The sequence below is a fragment of the Pseudomonas sp. HN2-3 genome (genome assembly GCF_020691745.1).
Taxonomy (GTDB): Bacteria; Pseudomonadota; Gammaproteobacteria; order Pseudomonadales; family Pseudomonadaceae; genus Aquipseudomonas; species Aquipseudomonas capeferrum.
This window is the reverse complement of sequence record NZ_CP085704.1, coordinates 4,363,904-4,385,099: the sequence shown is the minus strand read 5'-3', so window position 1 is coordinate 4,385,099 and position 21,196 is coordinate 4,363,904. Positions and strand designations below refer to the sequence as shown.

The 21,196-nt window shown below is 59.6% G+C and carries 1 protein-coding gene and 1 pseudogene; both read left to right on the top strand.

The window, feature by feature from the left end; translation table 11 throughout:
- Nucleotides 1-55: 55 nt before the first annotated feature.
- Nucleotides 56-3,292, top strand: a pseudogene (locus tag LJX93_RS19785) (amino acid adenylation domain-containing protein); the annotation flags it as partial.
- A 22-nt stretch (nt 3,293-3,314) separates the two neighbouring features.
- Nucleotides 3,315-20,963: a non-ribosomal peptide synthase/polyketide synthase gene (locus LJX93_RS19780; RefSeq protein WP_227696303.1), complete on the top strand. Its 17,649-nt coding sequence runs from the start codon at nt 3,315-3,317 to the stop codon at nt 20,961-20,963.
- The last annotated feature ends 233 nt before the right edge of the window (nt 20,964-21,196 follow it).

Here is a 21,196-nt window from a genome sequence, read left to right as displayed (position 1 = left end):
CTTGCTCAAGAAACAAGGCGTCAACCTGTATGGGGTCACGCCGATCTTCCCGAGGGATCCAGAAGCGCCGGTACTGCTTTCCTATGCCCAGCAGCGGCTATGGATTCTGTCACAGCTGGGCGAGGTGGGTACCGCGTACAACCTCTCGTCCGTCCTGCGCTTCAAAGGGCATTTGGACACGGGTGCCCTGCAGCGTAGCTTCGAGGCTTTGATCGCCCGTCATGAGACCCTGCGCACCACGTTCCGCCTGGAAGCGGAGCAGGCCGTGCAGGTGGTCCATCCGCACAGTCCCTTCAAGTTGATGTTCGAGCAGTTGGAGCAGACCGATGACGCCAGCGTGCGTGGTCATGTCGAGCACGAAGCTCATCTGCCTTTCGACCTGCAAACCGGCCCGCTGCTGCGGGTGAAGTTGCTGGGCCTGGCACAGGACGAACATGTGCTGGTGCTGACCCTGCACCACATCGTGTCCGACGGTTGGTCGATGCCCGTGATGATCAATGAGCTGGTGCAGCTCTACCACGGCTACAGCCAAGGGCAGAAGGTGGACCTGCCTGTGCTGCCGGTGCAGTACGCCGACTACGCCACCTGGCAGCGTAACTGGATGGAGGCCGGCGAGCAGGCGCGACAGCTGGCCTACTGGACGGCGCAACTCGGTGACGAGCAACCCGTGCTGGCGTTGCCTGCCGATCGGCCGCGGCCAGCGATAAGCAGCTATCAGGGCGCCCGAATTACCGTGGCCATCGACAACACGTTGGCTGGCGCGCTGAAGCAATTGGCCCAGCAACAGGGCGCCACGCCCTTCATGGTGTTGCTGGCCAGCTTCCAGGCATTGCTGCACCGCTACAGCGGGCAGTCCGACATCCGCGTCGGTGTGCCGGTCGCCAACCGTAACCGGGTCGAGACCGAGCGGCTGATCGGCTTCTTCGTCAACACCCAGGTGCTGCGCGCCGAATTCGACCTGCAGATGACCTTCAATCAGCTGCTGCAACAGGTCAAGCAGCGTGCGCTAGGCGCTCAGGCGCATCAGGACCTGCCGTTCGAACAGCTGGTGGAGGCCCTGCAGACCGAACGCAACCTCAGCCACAGCCCTCTGTTCCAAGTGATGTACAACCACCAGACCCAGGCCAAAGGCGAGCGCCGCAGTTTGCCAGGCCTGGAAATGGAAGAGCTGGCCTGGGACAGCCACACGGCCAAGTTCGACCTGACCCTGGATACCTTCGAGCATGAGCAAGGCATCAGTGCTGCGCTGACCTATGCCACCGACCTGTTCGAGGCCAAGACCGTCGAGCACATGGCCAATCATTGGCTGAATCTACTGCAGGGAATCGTCCGCGAACCAGAGCAGCGCATTACCGACCTGCCTCTGTTGGCAGAGCATGAGCAGGCTCGGATCGTTCAGGACTGGAACCGCAACCCGACTAAATTCCCCAGCGAGCACACGCTCCATCAGTTGATCGAAGCCCAGGTCGAGTTATCGCCTGGTTCACCCGCCGTGAGTTTTGGCGCTCAGACACTGAGCTACGGCGAATTGAACCGCCGCGCCAACCGCCTGGCGCACAAGCTGCGCGAACTGGGCGTGGGGCCCGACGTGCTGGTGGGGCTTGCCGTAGAGCGCAGTCTGGACATGGTCGTGGGCCTGCTCGGCATCCTCAAGGCGGGCGGCGCCTATGTGCCGCTGGACCCGGAGTCCCCCCAGGATCGCCTCGCTTACCTGTTCGAGGACAGTGGCATCGGCTTGTTGCTGACCCAAAGCCACTTGCGTGACGCCTTGCCCATTCCGGCAGGCATCCAAAGCCTGAATCTGGACGAAACGGCACTGGCCGACTACAGCGAAGCCAACCTGGCTTGCGTGGTATCGCCGCAGAACCTGGCATACGTGATCTACACCTCCGGGTCCACTGGCAAGCCCAAAGGTGCACTGTTGACGCACCATAACGTGGTGCGTTTGTTCGCGGCCACCCAGGAGTGGTTCCGCTTCGACGCCAGTGACGTGTGGACGGTGTTCCACTCCTACGCGTTCGATTTTTCCGTGTGGGAGCTGTACGGCGCGCTGCTGTATGGCGGCAAGGCGGTCATCGTGCCGCGAGACGTGGCGCGTTCTTCGCAGGATTTCCATGCGTTGTTGCTCAGCGAGCAGGTAACGGTGCTGAACCAGACGCCATCGGCATTCCAGCAACTGATTCCGCTTGCCTGCGAAGCCGCGCGAGGCGGCAGCCAGCTGGCATTGCGGTATGTGGTGTTTGGCGGTGAGGCGCTGGATCTGAGCAGCCTCAAGCCATGGCTCGACGTATTCGGCGACCGTCAGCCACGCCTGATCAACATGTATGGCATCACCGAGACGACGGTGCATGTGACCTACCGGCCGATCAGCCTGGATGATCTCAAGAATGTTGGCAGCAGCCCCATTGGCGAGGTCATTCCAGACCTGAGTTGCTACTTGCTCGACGGCACCTTGAACACGATCGTGCCAGGCAGCCACGGTGAACTGATGATTGGCCAGGATGGCCTTGCGCGTGGCTATCACGGTCGTCCGGCGTTGACGGCTGAGCGTTTCGTGCCGAACCCTTTCGATAGCCAGGGCGGTCGCCTGTACCGCTCGGGCGATTTGGCCCGCTATGGCGGTGATGGCGTAATCGACTACCTGGGGCGAATTGATCACCAGGTGAAGATTCGTGGTTTCCGTATCGAGCTGGGTGAGATCGAAGCACGCCTGCAGGAGCAGGGCGCTGTGCGTCAGGGCGTGGTGCTGGCTCAGGATGGCCCGCAGGGCAAGCAGTTGGTGGGGTATGTGGTGCCGGGTGACAGCTCGGTCCTGGACAGCCTCGAAAGCCAGGTTCTTCTGCGGGGTTCCCTGCGCGAAGCGCTCAAGGCAAGCCTGCCGGACTACATGGTGCCGGCTCATGTGCTGTTCCTGGCCAGCTTGCCGCTGACCGGCAACGGCAAGTTGGATCGCAAGGCGCTGCCGCAACCGGATGCCAGCCTGCTGCAGGGCCAGTTCACTGCGCCGCAAAGTGCATTGGAGCAGCGGATTGCGGCGATCTGGGCCGATGTGCTGAAGCTGGACAACGTGGGCCTTTACGACAACTTCTTTGAGTTGGGTGGCCACTCCTTGCTGGCGACCCAGGTGATGGCTCGCCTGCAGGTTGAGCTGGGCATCAACCTGCCGCTCGCCTTGCTGTTCCAGGCGGAAAACCTGCAGGCATACGCAGCCATGATCAGTGGCTTGAATACCAATACCGATGCGGACCTGGACGACCTCCAGGACTTCATGAGCGAGCTTGAGGCAGTTTGAGATGCAAACGGATAACAGAAACATGGAACTGGTAAAACGCTTCATTGGCCTGCCCCTGCCGCAGCGCAAGCTGTTTCTTGAAAAGCTCGCATCGAAAGGCATGAGCCTTGCGCAGTTGCCGATCCCACAAAGCCGTGGTGATTTCGACCAAGTTCCGCTTTCCTTCGCTCAGCAGCGGCAGTGGTTTCTGTGGCAGCTTGAGCCGCAAAGTTCTGCCTACAACATTCCCGCTGCCTTGAAGTTCACCGGTGCGCTGGATATCGCCGCTTTGCAGCGCAGCTTCGAGTCGTTGATCGCCCGCCACGAAACGTTGCGCACTACCTTCCGGTTGGAGGGTGAGCAGACCGTACAGGTCATTCATCCGCACATGCCGTTCGAGCTGGTTGTGGAGGCTGTCGAGGCCACAGCGCCGAGCGGTGTTTGTGCCAGCCTGGAAGATGAGGCCCAGCAACCCTTCGATCTGGAGCATGGGCCGCTGATGCGGGCGAGGCTGCTGCAGTTGGGTGCGCAAGAGCACGTGCTCACACTGACGTTGCACCACATCGTGGCGGACGGATGGTCCTTGCCGGTGATGGTGGATGACCTGGTCAGGCTCTATGAGGGCTACAGCCAAGGCCGCGACGTGCTGTTGCCGACGCTGGCGATCCAGTACGCCGACTATGCCATCTGGCAGCGGGCCTGGATGCAGGCCGGTGAACAGGACCGGCAACTGGCCTACTGGAAAGAGCAGTTGGGGGACCAGCAGCCGGTGCTGGAGCTGCCGACTGATCGCCCGCGCCCGGCGGTCTACACCCAGCAAGGCGCACGGCTGGAAATCCCGTTGGGCGGGGAACTGGTCGGTTCGCTCAAGCAATTGGCACAGCAGCAGGGCGTGACACCCTTCATGCTGTTGCTCGCCAGCTTTCAAACGCTGTTGCACCGTTACTCCGGGCAGGCGGATATCCGCGTGGGTGTGCCGATCGCCAACCGCAACCGTGCCGAGACGGAGCGCCTGGCGGGCTTCTTCGTCAATACCCAGGTACTGCGTGCCGAATTCGAACTGAGCACCACCTTTACCGAGCTGCTGGAGCAGGTCAGGAAACGTGCATTGGGCGCACAGGCGCACCAGGACTTGCCGTTCGAACAACTGGTCGAGGCCTTGCAGCCAGAGCGCAGCCTCAGCCACAGCCCATTGTTCCAGGTGATGTACAACCACCAGACCGAGACCAAAAAGGGCGCAGGGCGCAACCTGCCTGGCCTGGTGATGGAAGAGATCGCCTCGGACAGCCACGTGGCCAAGTTCGACCTGGCACTGGACACGTTCGAGCACGAAGCCGGTATCAGCGCGGCGTTGACGTATGCGACCGATCTGTTCGATACGGCCACCGTCGAGCGCATGGCAGGGCACTGGTTGAACTTGCTCGTCAGCATCGCAGGGCAGCCGCACCAGCCTGTTGCTGGCTTGGCAATGCTGAGCCCGCACGAACAGCAGTTGGTCATCAAAGACTGGAACAGTACCCAAGCCGATTACCCTGCCGAACGCAGCCTGCACCAGTTGTTCGAGGCCCAGGTCAAGGTGTCACCCGATGCGCCGGCATTGCTGTTCGGCGAGCAGGTGCTGAGCTATACGACGTTGAATCAACGGGCCAACCAGTTGGCACACAGACTTCGCGAGCAGGGGGTGGGGCCGGATGTGCTGGTGGGCATCGCCATGGAGCGCAGCCCCGAAATGGTGGTTGGCCTGCTGGCGATCCTGAAGGCGGGTGGCGCCTATCTGCCGCTCGACCCTGAGTACCCGCAGGACCGTATCGAGTACATGCTTGAGGACAGCCAGTCGATCTTGCTGCTGTCCCAGTCGCACCTGCTTGCGCGCATGCCTGAAGCGTTTCATGCCCGGACCTTGTTGCTCGATCAGTTGTCGCTGGAGGGCTACCCGGTAACCGATCCGGTCTGCATGACCGAACCGGGCAATCTGGCCTACAGCATCTACACCTCCGGGTCCACGGGCAAACCCAAGGGCGTGTTGATCGAGCATCGCAACGTAACGGCGCTGATTGGCTGGGCGCTGACCGTCTATAGCCAACAGGACCTGTGTGGTGTGCTGGCATCTACTTCGATCTGTTTCGACCTGTCGGTGTGGGAGCTGTTCGTCACGCTGTCGGCTGGAGGCTACGCGGTGCTCGCTGCCAACGCCCTCGAGCTGCCGCACCTGGCGGCCAAAGACCGGGTGCGTCTGGTCAACACCGTGCCATCGGCGATCAAGATGCTGCTTGAGACCGGCGAACTGCCGGCGACCGTGCGCACCATCAACCTTGCTGGAGAGGCGCTGAAGCAGTCGCTGGTCGACGAGTTGTATGCGACCGGGCATGTGCAGCAGGTTTATGACCTGTACGGCCCCTCCGAGGACACCACCTACTCCACCTTTACCCTGCGTTGCGCCAATGGCAGGGCGAACATCGGCCGGCCGATTGCCAACAGTGCGGTTTATCTGCTGAGTGAGGCCGTAGCGCCGGTACCGGTAGGGGTAAACGGTGAGTTGTACATGGCCGGTGCTGGGTTGGCACGGGGTTATCTCGGCCGCCCTGGGTTGACGGCCGAACGCTTCATTCCTGATCCGTTCGATGAGCAGGGCGGCGGCAGGATGTACCGCACCGGGGACCTTGCCCGTTATCAGGACAATGGGCTGATCGAGTACGCAGGTCGCATCGATCATCAGGTGAAGATCCGCGGGTTCCGTATCGAACTGGGGGAGATCGAGTCACGTCTGCAGGCTCAGGAGGCTGTCCGCGAAGCGGTCCTGTTGGCTCAGGACGGCCCAACTGGCAAACAGCTGGTAGGTTATGTGGTGCCGGCCGACGAGACCGTGATGGCCACCCTCGCGCGGCAATCAGCGCTGCGCGATGCGCTGCGTGGCCAGCTCAAGCAAACCCTGCCGGAGTACATGGTGCCAGCGCAGTTGGTATTCCTTGAGGCGCTGCCGCTGACCCCGAATGGCAAGCTGGATCGCAAGGCACTACCGCAGCCCGATATCAGCCTGTTCCAAGTGGAATACCTTGAACCTCGTACTGAACTGGAGCGGGATATTGCGGCTGTCTGGGCCGGCGTGTTGAAACTGGACAAGGTAGGGCTTACCGACAACTTCTTCGAACTCGGTGGCGACTCGATCATTTCCTTGCAGGTGGTCAGCCGTGCGCGCCAGGCGGGCATCCACTTCACGCCCAAGCAACTGTTCCAATACCAGACCGTACAAGGTTTGGCTTCGGTTGCCCGGTGTGCGGACAACGTTGTCATCGACCAGGGGGCAGTTACCGGCACCACGCCGCTGACTCCGGTTCAGCACTGGTTCTTCGATCAGGCGATGGCGCAACCTCACCACTGGAACCAGTCGGTGCTGCTGGCACCAAGCGTGAGCATTGATCCGCAGCATCTGGCTACGGCGCTGCAACGCGTGCTGCAGCAGCATGACGCCCTGCGCCTTGGTTTCGATCAGGCAGACGGACAGTGGCAAGGCACGTTCAATGAGGTCGATACGCAGGGCATCCTGTGGGATCGCTCGTTTAGCGACATGGACTCGCTTTTGCACGCAGCCGGTGAGGCGCAGCGCAGTTTCGCGCTCGGCGGCCCGTTGGTGCGGGTGCTACTGGGCACGCTGCCGCAGGGTGAACAGCGACTGCTATTGGTCGTCCATCACCTGGTCGTTGACGGTGTGTCATGGCGCGTGCTGCTGGAGGACCTGCAGCAGGCCTACATGGCAGCCTCGGCCGGCCAGCCTGCCGAACTGCCTGCCAAGACCAGCGCCTACAAGGCGTGGGCCGAACGTTTGCAGGCTTATGCCAAGAGTGCCGATCTGGCCCAGGAGCTGACCTACTGGCACGCACAACTGCAACATGCTGACGATGATTTGCCTCGTGATCATCAGCAAGGTGGGAATCAAGTAAGTCACGCCGCCTATGCGAGCACCCATCTGGACGCGGAGTGGACCCGCAAGCTTCTGCATGAAGCGCCCATGGCCTACCGTACCCAGATCAACGACCTGCTGCTTGCAGCGCTGGCGCGGGTGGTAGCACGTTGGACCGGGCGCTCCAACGTGCTGGTACGCCTTGAAGGACATGGCCGCGAGGACGTGTTCGACGACCTGGACCTGACACGCACCGTGGGCTGGTTCACCAGTATCTATCCGGTGAGCCTGAGCGCTCAGGCGCAACTGGATAGCTCGATCAAAGTCATCAAGGAACAACTGCGGGCAGTACCCAACAAAGGTATTGGTTACGGGCTGCTGCGCTATCTTGGCAGCGATGACAGTCGGCAGGTTCTGGATAACCTGCCGCAGGGCGAAATTGTCTTCAACTACCTGGGGCAATTGGACGGCAGTTTCCAGGAAGAAGGCAGCGTCTTCACGCCTGCCAAGGAGTACGGCGGGGCCAATCAAAGCGACGATGCGCCATTGGGTAGCCTGTTGGCATTGAACGGGCAGGTTTACGCTGGCGAGCTGAAGATGGGGTGGACCTTCAGCCGGGAACTGTTCAACGAGTCGACCATTCAGCGGTTGGCTGATGAGTACGCCGAGGAACTCAAGGCGCTCATCACTCATTGCTGCCAGAGAACGAATCGTGGGATTACCCCGTCGGATTTCCCTCTGGCGTGCTTGAGCCAGGCTCAACTGGATAGCCTGCCCGTACCCGCTGCCGACATCGCCGATATCTACCCGTTGGCACCCATGCAGCAGGGCATGTTGTTCCATACACTGTATGAGCAGGCGGCCGGCAACTACATTAACCAGCTACGGGTGGACGTGGACGGCTTGGACGTGGAGCGTTTCAGGCAGGCCTGGCTGGGGGCACTGGGTGCGCACGATATTCTGCGAACCAGTTTCGTCTGGCAGGGGGATCTGGACCAAGCGGTGCAGATCGTGCACAAGCATGTCGAGCTGCCGTTCAAAGAACATGACTGGCGTAATCAAGCGACAGAAGATCATGCACTTGAGGCATTGGCCGAACGCGAGCGACAGCGCGGTTTTGTGTTGGATGCAGCACCTTTGCTGCGCCTGGTGCTGGTAAGGACAGCTGAAAATCGACATCACCTAATATGCACCCATCATCACATCCTGATGGATGGATGGAGTACCTCGCGTCTGTTGGGTGAAGTGCTCCAGCGCTATGTTGGCCACCATCTGCCGGCCCAGACGATGCACTATCGCGACTATATTGCCTGGTTGAAGCGCCAGGACGCTGGCGCTGCCGAAACCTTCTGGAAGGCTCAACTGGCCGAGCTGCAGGAACCCACTCGCCTGCTCCGGGCAACACGAATGTCCCCACCAGCGAGCGCTTCTGGGTATGACGCCCATCACCAAGTGTTCGATCGTGCACAGACTTTGTCGATCGAAGCCTTTGCCCGGGCCAATCGGGTCACGGTCAACACGCTTGTGCAGTCGGCATGGCTGCTGCTATTACAGCGCTACACTGGTCAGGCTAGCGTGGCTTTCGGCGCGACTGTGGCAGGTCGCCCCGCAGACCTGCCAGGCGTGGAAGAGCAGATCGGTCTATTCATCAACACCCTTCCTGTGGTGGGCACACCGCGTGCTGAGCAAACCGTCGCGGATTGGATTTCTCAGGTCCAGGCGGGCAACCTCGCAGTGCGTGAATACGAACATACACCGTTGAACGAAGTGCAACGGTGGGTTGGGCTGGGCGGTGAGTCCCTGTTCGATAACGTCTTGGTGTTCGAAAACTACCCAGTATCCGAAGCCCTGCAGCAGGGAGCACCTCAGGGGCTGCGTTTTGGTGAAGTCGCGAATCGCGAACAGACCAACTACCCGCTTACCGTGCTGGTTAACCTCGGTTCGACGCTCTCGATTCAGTACAGCTATGATCAAGCACTATGGGCCAACCCTGCCATCTGCCAGGTAGCGGAACACTTCCAGAATCTTTTGCATGCCTTGGTCCTTGATGCAACACGAGTAATCGGCGACCTGCCGTTGATGGGGGCGCAGGAGCAAGCTCTGGTCATAAAGGACTGGAACCACAGCCAGAAGAGTTTCCCAAGTGATCGTACGCTTCATCAATTGATCGAGGCCCAGGTCGAAGCCTCACCACATGCGCCCGCGCTGAGCTTTGGCGAACAGACGCTGAGCTATGATGAATTGAACCGTCGCGCCAACCAGCTGGCGCACAAGCTACGTGAGCTTGGCGTAGGCCCGGACAGTCTGGTGGGCATTGCTGTCGAACGCAGCCTGGAGATGGTCGTAGGTTTGCTGGGCATCCTGAAGGCCGGTGGCGCCTATGTACCGCTGGACCCGCAATCCCCGCAGGATCGCCTGAGCTACCTATTAGAAGACAGCGGCATTGATCTGCTGCTGACCCAGGGGCACCTGCGTGAAGCCTTGCCAATTCCTGCCGGCATCCACTGTGTGAACCTCGGCGACGCATCGCTGGCCGACTACAGCGAAGCCAATCCGCAGGTAGCTGTTTCGCCACACAACCTGGCCTATGTGATCTATACCTCGGGTTCCACTGGCAAGCCTAAAGGGGCACTGCTCGCTCACCACAACGTGGTGCGCTTGTTCGCGGCAACCCAGGATTGGTTCCAGTTCGACGCTAGCGACGTGTGGACAGTGTTCCATTCCTATGCCTTCGACTTCTCGGTCTGGGAGTTGTATGGCGCATTGCTGTATGGCGGCAAGGCCGTCATTGTCCCGCAGGATGTGGCGCGTTCTTCGCAGGACTTCCACGCCTTGCTGGTAAGCGAGAAGGTGACGGTGCTCAATCAGACACCTTCGGCGTTCCAGCAACTTATACCGATCGCCTGCGAGGCAGCACAGGCCGGCAATCAGTTGGCTTTACGTCACGTTGTGTTTGGCGGTGAGGCTCTGGATGTGAGCAGCCTCAAACCGTGGTTCGAGGTGTTTGGTGATGCCCACCCACGCATGATCAACATGTATGGGATCACCGAAACCACTGTACATGTGACCTACCGCCCGATCTGCCGGGATGACTTGAAAAATGTCGGCAGCAGCCCGATTGGCGAGGCTATTCCCGACCTGACCTGGTACCTGCTCGACGATGCTCTGAATCCGATCGTACCGGGTAGCCAGGGTGAGTTGATGATCGGTCAGGACGGGTTGGCTCGCGGTTATCACGGTCGGCCGGCATTGACCGCTGAACGCTTCGTGCCGAACCCGTTCGATACCCAAGGAGGGCGCTTGTATCGTTCGGGCGACTTGGCACGTTACTGCGGCGACGGGGTGATCGAATACCTGGGGCGGATTGACCATCAGGTGAAGATTCGCGGATTCCGAATTGAGCTGGGGGAAATCGAGGCACGTCTGCAAGACCAGGTTGCTGTGCGCCAAGGCGTGGTACTGGCCCAGGATGGCCCAAGTGGCAAACAGTTGGTGGGCTACGTGGTGCCGGCCGATAGCGCGGTCCTGGAAAGTTTCACAGCCCAGGCTTTACTGCGCGATGCCTTGCGCGAAACGCTCAAGGCGAGCTTGCCGGAATACATGGTACCGGCTCATGTGCTGTTCCTCGCCAGCTTGCCGTTGACCGGCAATGGAAAGCTGGACCGCAAGGCCTTGCCCCAAGCGGATGCGAGCCTGCTGCAGGGCGAATATGTCGCCCCGCAGAGCGCGCTTGAGCAACAGATAGCAGGTATCTGGGCCGATGTGCTGAGGCTGGACAAGGTCGGTCTGAACGACAACTTCTTTGAATTGGGTGGCGACTCCATCGTGTCATTGCAGGTGGTCAGCCGTGCGCGTCAGCAGGACATTCAGTTTACGCCCAAAGATTTGTTCCAGAATCAGACTGTGCAAGCACTGGCTGCGGTTGCGCAGCGTTCGACCAGTACAGCTATCGACCAAGGGGCAGTTATCGGCGCTACTGCGCTGTTGCCGATTCAGCATTGGTTCTTCAACGCTGATATTCCTCAGCGTCATCATTGGAACCAGTCCGTGTTGCTGATGCCGCACGAGACCTTGGCGCCGGAGCCGTTGAACAAGGCTCTGCAGGCTGTCGTGGCGCATCACGATGCGTTGCGTCTGCGCTTCGAACAGGGCAATGATGGTTGGCAGGGTTCATTCAGCGATGCCATGTGCGAAGTACTCTGGTGCCGCAAGGTCGACGATGCGCAGGCTCTGCAGCACCTGGCGGTCGAAGCCCAGCGCAGCCTTGATCTTCAACAGGGGCCGTTGCTTCGGGCAGTACTGGCGGAGTTGGCTGATGGAACTCAACGGCTGCTGTTGGTAATTCACCATCTGGTGGTGGATGGCGTCTCCTGGCGCGTGCTGCTGGAGGACCTGCAACAGGCTTACCAGGCGCAGCAAGCTGGCCATCCGCTGAAATTGCAGGCCAAGACCAGTTCATTCAAAAACTGGGTCGAGCATTTGCAAGGCTATGCCACAAGCGACAGCCTGCGATCAGAACTGAGCTACTGGCAGGCGCAGTTGCAAGGGACGAGTGATGAGCTGCCCTGTGATTATCCGCACGGCAGTAACCTGGAGCGCGACTCGGCGTCGGTCAGTATCCGTCTGGACCGGGAACTCACGCGACAACTCCTGCAGGAAGCACCGGCAGCCTATCGTACGCAGATCAATGACCTGCTGCTGACCGCGCTGGCACGGGTGATCGGCCGCTGGACCGGTCGCTCCGATGTGCTGGTGCGTCTGGAGGGCCATGGACGTGAAGACCTTTTCGACGGCGTCGACCTGAGTCGCACCGTGGGCTGGTTTACCAGCGTGTACCCGGTAAAACTCAGCCCGAAAACCAGCCTTGTCGATTCGATCAAGACCATCAAGGAGCAGTTGCGAGCGGTGCCTAACAAAGGCCTCGGCCATGGTCTGTTGCGCTACCTGGGCAGCCCGGAGGCGCAGGCGACCTTAGCGGCTTTGCCGCGTGGCGAGATTGTGTTCAACTACCTCGGGCAGTTCGACGCAAGCTTCGACCAGCAGTCGGGCTTGTTCGTCCCAGCGAAGGAATATGCTGGCGCCACTCAGGACGAGCATGCACCGCTAGGCAGCCTGTTGGCCCTGAATGGCCAGGTTTACGGCGGTGAGCTGAAACTGGGTTGGAGCTTCAGTCGGGCACTGTTCGACGAGTCCACCATCCAGCGCCTTGCCGACGACTATGCGCAAGAGCTTACGGCGCTGATTACCCATTGCAGCGAGCTTGAGCACCGTGGAGTGACGCCTTCGGACTTCCCGCTGGCCGAGCTTACACAGTTGCAGCTCGACAGCCTGCCGCTGCCTGCCGAGCAGATTGCCGATATCTATCCGCTATCGCCGATGCAGCAGGGCATGTTGTTCCATACCTTGTACGAGCAGCAGTCCGGTGACTACATCAACCAGCTGCGGGTCGATGTTCACGGCTTGGATGTGGAGCGTTTCAAGCAGGCCTGGCAGGCGGCGGTGGATACTCACGCCATCCTGCGGACCGGCTTTGTCTGGCAGGGCGAACTGGACCGGGCGGTTCAGGTGGTGCACAAGCAGGTCGTGCAAGCGCTCGTCGAGTATGACTGGCGAGGCCAGCCGGCGTTGCAGGAGGCCGTGCAAACGCTGGCTGAAAGTGAGCGACAAGCTGGCTTCGAGCTCGACCAGGTACCGTTGCAGCGTCTTACGCTGGTGCGCACGGACGACAATTGTCATCACTTGATCTACACCAACCATCACATTCTGATGGACGGCTGGAGCACCTCGCGCTTGCTGGGTGAAGTTCTGCAGCGATATGCAGGGCAACATGTACCGGCGCTGACGGCGCCCTATCGCGATTACATCGCTTGGCTGCAGCGCCAGGATGCAACGGCCGCTGAAACCTTCTGGAAGGCTCAACTGTCCACGTTGGAAGAGCCGACACGACTGTCGCAAGTGGTACGTCACGGTGCTGGCGAGCTGCATGGCCAGGGTGAATACCATCAGGTGTTCGACTCCGCGCAGACCCAACGCATCGAGGCCTTCGCTCGCGCCAACCGGGTTACCGTCAATACCCTGGTGCAATCGGCATGGTTGCTGTTGCTGCAACGCTATACCGGGCAGTCCACTGTTTGCTTCGGCGCCACAGTGGCAGGGCGCCCGGCGGACCTGCCAGGGGTGGAGGAACAGATCGGTCTGTTCATCAATACCTTGCCGGTAATCGGGTCGCCGCGTTGCGAGCAGACTGTAGCCGAGTGGATTGCACAGGTGCAGGCGTGCAACCTGGCGTTGCGCGAGTTTGAACATACGCCGCTGAATGCTGTTCAGCGGTGGGCGGGCCTCGGGGGGGAAGCACTTTTCGACAGCCTCCTGGTATTCGAGAACTACCCGGTGTCACAAGCCTTGCAGGAGGGTGCGCCAGACGGCTTGCGCTTCGGGCAGGTCGCCAACCTGGAACAGACCAACTATGCCCTCACCCTGGCGGCTACCATGGGTGAAACACTGTCGATTCAGTACAGCCATGCCCGTGCCTCTTGGGGCGATGCTGCCGTCGAGCGCCTGGCGGAGCACTTCGCAAACCTGCTGCGAGCACTGGTCGAAGATGCCAACGTAGCGATCGGAGAGTTGTCGCTCCTGGGGGGCGCCGAACGCCAGTTGCTTCTCGATGACTGGAATCGCAGCGAGGCAATTGCCTTGTCGGGCCAATGTGCCCATCAACGCTTCGAGGCGCAAGCCAATGAGCGGCCGAATGCTGTGGCGCTGGTATTCGGTGAGCAGCAGCTGAGCTACCGTGAACTGGACGTGCAAACCAATCGTTTGGCCCACCTGCTGATCGCGCGTGGGGTTACCGCCAACAGCCTGGTTGGGGTCGCTGCGGAGCGTGGCCTTGCGCTTGCCGTCGCATTGATCGCCATTCACAAGGCGGGAGCAGCCTACGTGCCGCTCGACCCTGAGTATCCGCAGGATCGCCTGGCCTATCTAATCAAGGACAGCGGTATTGGATTGCTGTTGGCAGATGCAGTGTCCATGAAGCGACTGCCGGTTCCTGCCGACCTGCCTTGTGTTGGCCTCGAACCTGGAACGCGGTGGTTGGAAACATTCAGCGCCGCGCCCCTGCAATGCGCGGTCACGCCGGACAGCCTGGCCTATGTCATCTACACCTCCGGCTCCACCGGTATGCCTAAAGGCGTGGCCATACCTCATCATGCCCTCTCGGTTTTCTGCGAGGTCGCCAGCGGCTACTCGCGGCTGACTGCCGATGACCGGGTGCTCCAATTCGCCACGTTCAGCTTTGACGGATTCATCGAGCAGTTCTTCCCGCCATTGTCCTGTGGGGCGTGCGTGGTGATGCGTGATCAGCAGCTCTGGGACACCGACACCTTCAGCGAGCAGGTCATACGTCATGGCGTCACGGTGGCCGATTTACCGGCGGCCTACTGGCGTCTGCTGGCGCTGGATCGACGTGAACCGCAAGCCTATGGCCAGTTGAAGCAGATCCATGTCGGTGGTGAAGCTGTCGCACTAGATGGTCTGCAGGCGTGGCTGGCAGATGGCCCGGCGAATGTGCGGCTGCTCAATACTTATGGGCCGACCGAGGCCACTGTGGTTGCTACGACTTATGACTGCTCGAGACTGGCGCAAGCACCCTTGCCGGAGAGCGGGGTACCGATTGGTCGCGCAATTGGCGGGCGGGTGATGCGGGTGCTGGATGACAGCCTGTCGCCTACACCGATCGGTGTTCCGGGGGAGTTGTACATCGGTGGCGATGGCTGCCTGGCGCGCTGTTACCACCAGCGCCCGTCGCTGACTGCCGAACGGTTCATCCCTGACCCGCTGGCTGAAAAAGGTGGCGCACGGTTGTACCGCACGGGTGACCTGGGTTATTTCGATGAGCAGGGTGAACTTGCCTATCGTGGCCGCGCCGACCATCAGGTCAAGGTACGCGGTTTCCGCATCGAGCTTGGTGAGGTCGAACAACATCTGCAAGCGCATCCACAGGTGCGCGAGGCGGCGGTGATTGCCGTGGATCATGCTGGCGGCAAACAGCTGTGTGGTTATGTAGTGCCAGCGGAGGGTGCGCCCGATGAACCTGCATTGCGCGACGCGTTAAGGGAGTCGCTCAAGAGCAGCTTGCCGCACTACATGGTTCCGAGCTACCTCATAGTGCTAGATAAGATGCCCATGACGCCGAGTGGGAAGCTTGACCGCAAGCGTCTGCCTAGCGTCGATCAAAGCCAGTTGCACAACCAATACGTGGCGCCCTGTAATGAGATTGAGCAGAACTTGGCGGATATCTGGGCGGCTGTACTCAAACTCGAAAAAGTTGGGGTCACCGATAACTTCTTCGAGCTAGGGGGCGACTCGATCATTTCCCTGCAGGTTGTAAGTCGGGCCCGCCAGGTCAGCATCCAATTCTCTGCGAAAGAGTTGTTCCAGCATCAGACGGTACGCCAACTGGCGGCTGTCGCACGCCGTGAAGAGGGGACATCGATCGACCAAGGCCCTGTCACCGGGTCTAACGCGTTGACGCCCATCCTGCAGTGGTTCTTTGAGGAGGACATTCCATCACGTCACCACTGGAACCAATCGGTGCTGCTCAAGACCCGAGAGCCTGTGATGGCCGAGTGGTTGGAAGCTTCGTTGCGAACATTGCTTACGCATCATGACGCGCTGCGTCTGCGTTTTGCATCACAGCAGGGCAGTTGGCAGGCGCAGTTTGCCACTGACACCGATCAGGATTTGGTGTGGGTGCGCAGGCTGGAAACGGCACAAGAGCTTGCTCCATTACTGGAGCACGCCCAGCGCAGTCTGGATCTGGCACAAGGCCCGTTATTGCGAGCAGTGCTGATCGAAATGCCGGATGCTACACAGCGAATACTTCTGGTGATCCATCACCTCGTGGTTGATGGCGTGTCGTGGCGGATACTGTTAGAAGACTTGCAGCAAGCCTATAAATCACAAAGCACCGGACAGCCGCTGACGCTGCCAGCGAAGACCAGCTCGTTCAAGGCATGGGCTGAGCGTCTGCAGGCATATGCCACAGCCCCCGTACTGCAAGAGCAATTGAATTATTGGCAAGACCAGTTGCGAAATGTGGACGATGCGCTCCCTTGTGATCACCCCCAAGGCAGTAATCAGATCAAGTGTGCCACCAGCGTAAGCAGTCGACTCGATGCTGAGTGGACGCGAAAGCTGTTGCAGGATGCACCCGCAGCCTACCGGACGCAGATCAATGATCTTCTACTAACAGCCTTGGCCTGCGTGGTCGGACGATGGACTGGACGCTCCAACGTGCTGGTACGCCTGGAAGGCCATGGTCGCGAAGATATATTCGACGACGTTGACCTGAGTCGTACGGTCGGCTGGTTTACCAGCATGTACCCGGTCCGTCTCAGCCCGCAGCTGACAATCGACAATTCGATCAAGGCCATCAAGGAACAACTGCGCGCAGTGCCAGACAAGGGGCTGGGCTACGGCCTGCTACGTTATCTTGGGGGCGAGGAATGCGCGGCGACGCTGGCGGCATTACCGCAGGGCGAAATCGTCTTCAACTATCTGGGACAGTTCGACGGCAGCTTCGATGAGCCATCAGGGTTATTCGTGCCGGCCAAAGAAAATGCGGGCTCTACGCAGGACCCGAACTCGTCTCTAGGTAGCCTGCTGACTTTGAATGGTCAAGTGTTCGGGGGGGCGCTGGAGCTTTCCTGGTCCTATAGCCGCGAGCTGTTCGATGAATCGACCATCCAGGGGCTGGCAGATGCGTATACCGAGGAATTGAAAGCGCTGATCGCACATTGCTGCCAGAAGCCGCATCAAGGCGCGACCCCATCGGACTTCCCGCTGGCCGGCCTTACACAGGCACAGATGGACAGCCTGCCTGTGCCTGTGGCGCAAGTAGCCGACATCTATCCGTTGTCACCGATGCAACAGGGCATGTTGTTCTACAGCGGTCAGGGTGGCGAAACGGGGCTTTACATAAACCAGACTTCGGTCGCTGTCGAAGGGTTGGAAGTCGAGCGATTCGTTGAAGCGTGGAATCAAGTGATTGCGCGTCACGATATTCTGCGCACCGGATTCTGGTCGTCTGCGCAGTTGGGACACCCCCTGCAGATTGTTCATCGACAAGTGGACTTGCCTGTACGCGTACTCGATTGGCGGGACCGGGATGCTGCCGAAAGCGCGCTGCAAGTGCTGGTAGATGGCGATGCGGCGCAAGATTTCGACATGCTGCGGGCGCCATTGATGAGGGTGACACTGGTGAGGCTGGACGATCAGCGGATGCAGCTGATCTGGACGCGCCACCATATTTTGATGGACGGTTGGAGCAATTCACGTCTGCTGGGTGAAGTGTTCCAGGCTTACCATGGCCAAGCCTTGGTGGGGGCTGCTGGGCGCTTCGGTGAATACATTCGTTGGCTTGAAGCACAATCGCAGAAGGAACTGGAGACGTTCTGGACGGCCAAGGTGAGCCAGATTGAAAGCCCGACACTGCTCGCCCAGGCAGTATTACCAAGGCCGGACACCGACTTGTCAGGGCACGCGGCGCTTTACTTGCATTGGGATTTAGAGCGTACGGAGCGGCTGCGCTTGACAGCGCAAGGCCTACGTGTGACGCCCAACACGCTTGTGCAGGCAGCTTGGCTGCTGCTGTTGCAGCGCTACAGCGGACAAGAGGCAGTATGCTTTGGTGCCACTGTAGCTGGTCGGCCAGCCAGCCTGCCAGGTGCTGACGAAATGCTGGGCTTGTTCATCAATACCTTGCCTGTGGTGCAAGCACCTGCTGCCCAGCAGCGAGTCTGTGACTGGTTACAGCAACTGCAGAGCTACAACCTGGAACTACGCGATCATGAGCATGCGGCGTTGTCCAATGTTCAGCGTTGGGCCGGGCGCCCAGGCCAGGCATTGTTCGACAGCATTCTGGTGTTCGAGAACTACCCAATCGATGAGCGCTTGAACAGTAGCAGCAACAACGCTCTGCAATTTGGTGAGGCCAACGATCGCGATGTCACAAACTATGCGATGGATCTGGCTGTGCACCTGACTGATACCTTCTCGGTCGAATTCATGTACTTACGCGACAGTTTCAGCGAGGCCGGTACTGCTGCGATTCGCGATAGTTTCGAGTGCTTGCTCAACGCGATTCTGGCGAATCCGCAGGCTACCGTGGGTAGCCTGGACATGCTTAGCCCTGCCCAGATAAAGCAAGCCAGCCAGCGCAACGAGTTGCACACGAACCCAGTCGACATGCCGCTTTTGGCCAAGCGCATCTGCGCGCAGGCTCAGGCACAGCCTGACGCAGTGGCGCTGATCTGCGGCGAGCAGCAACTGACCTACAGCGAACTGGAGGAACGCGCTAACCGTCTTGCCCACTACTTGATAGCGTTGGGTGCCAAACCTGAAACAACGGTGGGTGTTGCACTGGAGCGCTCGGTGGAAGTGATCATCGCTTTCTTCGCAGTGATGAAAACAGGTGCTGCTTATGTGCCTCTGGACATCGATTACCCTCAGGATCGACTGCAGTGGATCGTCGAAGATTCGGCAATGCACTTGCTGCTGACCAGTAGTGGTTTGCGTCAGCGCTTCACCGAGGTGGCGCAATGTGTAGAACTGGACCTTTTGGACACGGTGGGCCTCACGGCGAGCGTGCCGCAGGTGCAGGTGCAAGATGACAATCTTGCCTACCTGATCTACACCTCCGGTTCGACCGGTAAGCCCAAAGGCGTGGCGGTCAGCCATGGGCAGATCCGCATGCATTGCCTGGCCATTGCCAAACTCTACGAGATGGATGAACGCACGCGCGAGTTGCTGTTCATGTCATTCGCTTTTGATGGTGCTCAAGAGCGTTGGTTGTCGACGCTGACGTCGGGTGGATGCCTGGTCATTCGCGAAAACCGCCTCTGGACCGCTGAAGAGACGTGGCAAGTGTTGCATGCACAACGCATCGATATCGCTTGCTTCCCTCCGGCCTATCTCCAGCAGTTGGCAGAGTTCGGCGAAACCCAACAGCAAGCAGCACCACCTGTTCGGATCTACTGTTTCGGTGGCGATGCGGTGCCAGATGCCTTGTTCGAGTTGGTCAAACGCACATTGCGTCCGCAGTACTTGACCAATGGCTACGGACCGACAGAAACGGTGGTAACACCCTTGCTGTGGAAAGTGTCGGCAGAACAGTCCTGTCAGGCGGTGTATGCACCGATCGGTGAGCGGGTCGGCGAGCGAACCTTGCACGTCCTGGACCAGAACCTGAACCCATTGCCTGATGGTGTGGCCGGCGAGTTGTATATTGGGGGCCATGGACTGGCGCGTGGTTATCACCAGCGTGCGGCGCTCACCTCCGAACGCTTTGTCGCGGACCCGTTCGCCGTGGGTGCACGCCTTTATCGTACAGGTGACCGAGTTCGCAGGCGTGCCGATGGCGTTATCGATTTCATTGGCCGCCTGGACAACCAACTGAAAATACGTGGCTTCCGAATCGAACCGGGCGAGATCGAAGCACGTCTGCGCAATCAGGTGGATGTCCGCGACGCGGTGGTTGTTGCGCGTGAAGGCGCCATCGGCAAACAACTCGTAGGCTATGTGGTAAGTGGCGCTCAGGCAGCCACTGCTACGCAGCTTCGTGAAGCTTTGCGGTGCGAGCTACCTGACTACATGGTACCCGCGCAGATTGTGGTACTGGAGGCGATGCCGCTTACACCGAACGGCAAGATTGACCGTAATGCGTTGCCGGCGCCCGACTTTGTCGGCCATAGGATGCACCTTCCTCCGCGCAACAACGTAGAGCAGGCCTTGGCGCAGATCTGGCAAGAGGTGTTGAGCGTTGATCAGATCGGCATCAATGACAACTTCTTCGAGCTGGGTGGCGATTCTCTGCGGGTGTTGAAAATGCTGTCCAAGGTTCGCTCGCATGTCGGTCTGCATTTGGATCTGAAGCTACGCGATGTGATGGCAAAGCCGACTATTGGTGAGCTGTCGGGCTACTCAAGCGTAGAGGTGGATCTTGACCCCGTGCTGTTACTCAATGCTCGTGTTGAGACGGCTACGCCGCTTTTCTGTCTGCATGCAGGCTTTGGCACTGTATTTGACTACGAGCCACTGGCGCGTCGTCTAGAAGGTGTGTGCAGTGTGTATGGCGTGCAGTGCCGTATGTTGCTTGATCGTCAGTGGAAGGACGAGTCTCTTCAGGCGATGGCCATCGATTATGCGCAGTACATCCGTCAGAAACAGCCAGAAGGGCCGTATCGACTTGCAGGCTGGTCATTGGGTGGCACGCTCGCAATATTGGTGGCTCAGGAACTGGAAATCCAAGGCGAGACAGTTGCAATGCTTGGTCTGGTGGACAGTTTTGTTCCTCAAGCAACTGATGATCAGACGGCAGAGGATTGGAGCGATGACTTGCACGGCTTCCTCAGCGTGTTGCTGGGCGTTTCCAAGGACGCGCTGGAGGTTCCACCTGTACCCGCTGGCATGGGGGGCGCGTCACTGCAGCTGCTTATTGAGGAGATTCGTTCTAACCCGCTCGGGCAATCTATGTACGCCGATATCGACAGCTCTGAACTGGCTCATACGTTCGAGGTGGCGATGCGTTTGAAAGCGTTGTCGCTCAACATTTCAAGCTTGCCTCGGCTCAAGGCTCGTGCGACATGCTGGTGGGCGGGGCATGTGACGCCTGCATGGAACATCACTGTTCGCACAAGTCAGTCGGTGGCTGCAGGGCATTACGACATTCTCAAGCATGCTGACGTAATTGAGGGCTTAGCGGCGCAGTGGTTGTTGGAGGGCTCCATGATCGATTGAGCGAGGTTGATTGATTTATCCAGCGTCAATTGACATGGCCCCGATCCCGCACCTTGAGGTTGCGGGTTCGGGGCCATGCGCTTTTTAGGCACCACGAAAAACGAGAGAAATCCACTAGCACAGCAGAGTGATTGGCTATGGAACGGACAGTGTCTTATGAATTTCGCGGGCACGCTCGTTAAGCGCTTGCTGTGAGCTCCCCGCAGCCTGACGTCACTAAAGTCCTATCGCAT

Coding starts and splice junctions, on each gene's coding strand:
- LJX93_RS19780 (WP_227696303.1), top strand. CDS start 3,315: ATGGAACTGGTAAAACGCTTCATTGGCCTGCCCCTGCCGCAGCGCAAG.